At 61.1% G+C, this 4427-nt stretch carries 2 protein-coding genes and 1 pseudogene; all 3 read right to left on the bottom strand.

All coding sequences use genetic code 11. The features are described 5' to 3' along the window. Positions 1-83: 83 nt before the first annotated feature. Positions 84-800: an MgtC/SapB family protein gene (locus tag AC1DVH_RS26820; RefSeq protein ID WP_477756335.1), complete on the bottom strand. Its 717-nt coding sequence runs from the start codon at positions 798-800 to the stop codon at positions 84-86. Positions 801-953: 153 nt separating this feature from the next. Then, positions 954-3668, bottom strand: a complete 2715-nt coding sequence (mgtA, locus tag AC1DVH_RS26825; RefSeq protein WP_477756336.1) for a magnesium-translocating P-type ATPase — start codon at positions 3666-3668, stop codon at positions 954-956. A gap of 587 nt (positions 3669-4255) precedes the next feature. Further along, positions 4256-4427 (bottom strand): annotated as a pseudogene (locus tag AC1DVH_RS26830) (SidA/IucD/PvdA family monooxygenase); the annotation flags it as partial.

A 4427-nucleotide genomic window follows, 5' to 3' on the forward strand; every position in this document is an offset into this window, starting at 1 on the left:
ACGGAAGACCTTCCTGGGTTTATGTAGGAATATTCCTAAATAAATGCTGGTTAATCTGACGCTTGCCCGGGAAACCTTGGCCGTTACTCCGTGGTACTCGGACTCCAGAACGCCTGCACCACCATGCTCGACGTCGAAATCCGCGCCACCAGCGCATCCAGTTCATCACCATCGACCGAGGTGGTGGCCAGGGTGGCTTCGATTTCAATTTCATCCGCGCCGAAGGCATGCACATCGACATCGCTGGCCGGATAGTTGCTGCGCGCAAGCTCGGCTTCGAGCAAGGCCAGCACGGTTTTCTGCTGCGTACGCCGGGCAATGACATAGACGATGTTGGTGACTTCCGCCGAAATCACATCCAGCGGCTGACGGTTGATGTTGTTGACGATCGGCCGCAGCAAGGTGTTTGCCGCGAGCACGAACAAGGTGCCAAGCAAGGCCTCGGCCAGCAGGTCGGCACCGGCGCAGGCACCCACTGCCGCCGAGGTCCAGAGCGTGGCGGCAGTATTGAGGCCGCGCACATTGCCCTCTTCGCGCATGATCACCCCGGCGCCGAGAAAGCCGATACCGGAGACCACGTACGCCACGACCCGCACGGCGCCTTCGGCCCCGCCGAGCCGGTTGGCCATGTCGACGAAAATCGCCGCGCCCACCGCCACCAGCACGTTGGTGCGCAGGCCGGCGGTGCGTTGCCGGTACTGACGCTCGAAACCGATCAGGCCACCGAGGATAAAGGCCGTGCTGAGGCTGACCAGGGTGTCGATCAGGGAGGTCAGGTTGAGGTTGTTAAGTGCTTGCATGATGAATCCCTTGAAAAATACACGCCCCCCCCTGTGGGAGCGAGCTTGCTCGCGATGACTGAGTGTCAGTCGATATCCATGTCAACTGATACACCGCTATCGCGAGCAAGCTCGCTCCCACAGGGGGTGCGTTGATTGGCCAGCCTCGCGGCTTTATTGCCAGCCAAACCGGCGAATGTAGAACCCCTTCACCGCCTGGGTCAGCGCCATGTACGCCAGCAGGATCACCGGCAGGAACACGAAGTACAGCGACGGCAACGCCTGCAATTTGAAGTAATGGGCCAGCGGTCCCATCGGCAGGAAAATCCCCACGGCCATGATCAGTCCGGTCATCACCAGCAACGGCATGGCCGCGCGGCTTTGCAGGAACGGGATCTTCGGCGTGCGGATCATGTGCACGATCAGTGTCTGGGTCAGCAGCCCGACCACGAACCAGCCGGACTGGAACAGGGTCTGGTGATCCGGGGTGTTGGCATCGAACACGTACCACATCAAGGCGAACGTGCTGATGTCGAAGATCGAGCTGATCGGCCCGAAAAACAGCATGAAGCGTCCGACGTCGCCCGGCTGCCAGCGCTGTGGTTGCTTGAGCATTTCGTCATCGACGTTATCGAACGGGATGGCGATCTGCGAAATGTCGTAGAGCAGGTTCTGCACCAGCAGGTGCATCGGCAGCATCGGCAGGAACGGGATGAACGCACTGGCCACCAGCACCGAGAACACGTTGCCGAAGTTCGAACTGGCGGTCATCTTGATGTACTTGAGCATGTTGGCGAAGGTCCGGCGCCCTTCCAGCACGCCCTCCTCCAGCACCATCAGGCTCTTTTCCAGCAGGATGATGTCGGCCGCTTCCTTGGCGATGTCCACGGCGCTGTCCACCGAAATACCGATGTCGGCGGTGCGCAGGGCCGGGGCGTCGTTGATGCCGTCACCCATGAAACCGACCACATGGCCGTTGCCCTTGAGCAGACGGACGATGCGTTCCTTGTGGGACGGCGTCAGCCTGGCGAAGACGTTGGTGGTCTCCACCGCCTTCGCCAGCTCAGCATCGCTCATACGTTCGATGTCGTTGCCCATCAGCAGGCCTTGCTGTTCCAGGCCGACCTCGCGGCAGATTTTCGCCGTCACCAGTTCGTTGTCGCCGGTCAGCACTTTCACCGCCACGCCATGGGCGGCCAGGGCCTTGATGGCCGGTGCGGTGCTTTCTTTCGGCGGATCGAGAAACGCCACGTAACCGATCAGCGTCAGTGCCTGTTCATCGGCCAGGCTGTAGGTGTCGCGCCCTTCGACCATCGGCCGTGCCGCGACCGCCACCACCCGCAGGCCCTCTGCGTTGAACGAGGCAGTGACCTGACGGATTCGCGCCAGCAGTTCTTCGGTCAAGGCTTCATCGACTTCGCCGTGACGCACCCGCGAGCAGACCGCCAGCACCTCTTCCACCGCGCCCTTGCAGATCAGCAGGTGCGGTTGATCACGCTCGGCGACCACCACCGACATGCGCCGGCGGGTGAAGTCGAACGGAATCTCGTCGACCTTGCGAAACGCCGTGCCGACTTTCAGCTCACGGTGGATTTCGACATGTTCGAGCACCGCCACATCCAGCAGGTTTTTCAGGCCGGTCTGGTAGTAGCTGTTGAGGTAGGCCATTTCCAGCACGTCATCGGAGTCGTTGCCCCAGACGTCGACGTTGCGCGCCAGGAAGATCTTGTCCTGGGTCAGGGTGCCGGTCTTGTCGGTGCACAGCACGTCCATGGCGCCGAAGTTCTGGATGGCGTCGAGGCGTTTGACGATGACTTTCTTGCGCGACAGGAACACCGCGCCCTTGGCCAGGGTCGAGGTGACGATCATCGGCAACATTTCCGGGGTCAGGCCCACGGCAATCGACAGCGCGAACAGYAGCGCTTCGGTCCAGTCGCCCTTGGTGAAACCGTTGATGAACAACACCAGTGGCGCCATCACGAACATAAAGCGGATCAGCAGCCAGCTGACTTTGTTGACCCCGGTCTGGAACGAAGTCGACGCCCGGTCAGTGGCGCCGACCCGCTGAGCCAGGGCGCCGAAATAGGTGCTGTTACCGGTGGTGAGGATCACCGCCATGGCCGTGCCGGACACCACGTTGGTGCCCATGAACAGGATGTTGTCCAGGTCCAGCGGATTGAGTGTGTCATGGTCCTGCTGGCGGGGAAATTTTTCCACCGGCATCGATTCGCCGGTCATCGCCGCCTGGCTGACGAACAGGTCCTTGGCGCTGAGCACCCGGCAATCGGCGGGAATCATGTCACCGGCCGACAGCACGATCAGATCGCCCGGCACCAGTTGCCTGATCGGCAATTCGATGCGCTGCGCGCTGTGCTCCTCAAGGTCCCGGCGCATCACAGTGGCAGCGTTGCTGACCATGGCCTTGAGGGCATCGGCGGCCTGATTGGATTTGGTTTCCTGCCAGAAACGCAGCAAGGTCGAGAGCACCACCATGGAGAAAATCACGATGGCGGCTTTCATGTCTTCGGTCAGCCAGGAGATGACCGCCAGCAACGTCAGCAGCAGGTTGAACGGATTCTTGTAGCAGTGCCACAGGTGCGTCCACCAGGGCAGCGGTTGTTCGTGCTCGACTTCGTTGAGGCCGAATTGCTCGCGCAGGGCATCGGCTTCGAGTTCGCTCAAGCCGTCGGTGTGACTGCCCAGGGTGTTGAGCAATTGACCGGTGTCGCTGCCGGCAGCGGCCACCAGGGTTTGCGCCAGGGTGGGCGGGACTTCACGGCTGACCGTGGTGTCGGTGAAGGTTTCCAGCAACGCCAGGCGGCGAAAGTGCCGGGCGATGTGGCGGTTACGCAGGAAGCCTGCGAAGAATTCCTTGAGGGTAAGTTTCATGGCTGGTGCCCCTTTGGTCAGCCGGGAAACCGTCGAGCAGGCAGGTCCACGCCGCTGCCGCCGGAACAACCGGCAAAGCAAGGCCTGGCGCGCCGGTCACGAATGACAGGCGTGTCGATAGAGCGGCGGCCACGACAAAAAGTCGAAACCACGCACTGTTCAGCGTCGATGAGAGGGACGTCGGGACATGGCCCGGACTGGCCATGATCAGGATGCCGCTGCTCGCTTTTCGGCGAGACAACGGCACAGGAGACTGCGCGTTATCTTGCCGAGAAAATGCCGGTTACCGAGACCGGCCGACAACTGTCACTCGAACAAGTACCCACTGTGGGTCTCCGTAATGGATGAAAACGCGCGAAGCTTACGCCCCGATGTTTGGCGAGTAAACCCGATACAAAAGCTTGCAGGGGCAATCTCGGGGATCTTCAGGAAGGGTTCAGGATTGAGTGTTTTGGGTGATTTCAATCGCCCCATCGCGAGCAGGCTCGCTCCCACAATGGACCTGTGTTCACTGGACTACTGTGGGAGCGGGCTTGCTCGCGAAGGCGGCCTTACAGACGCAGCAAATCTCAGCTCGCCGTCGCCAACAACAAATCCACCACCACCGAGTAATTGGTGTTGTGGTACTCGTTCACCAGTCGTTCGCGCTCGCTGTCGGGTTGCTGGAACACCAGGTCGGTGAACTCCGGCGAGAACACTGCGTTGACGAAGGGGCTGTCGTCGACCGGCTTGAGTGCCGAGCCGCGCAGGATCACTGGG

This window comes from Pseudomonas sp. P4_C3 (assembly GCF_056402075.1).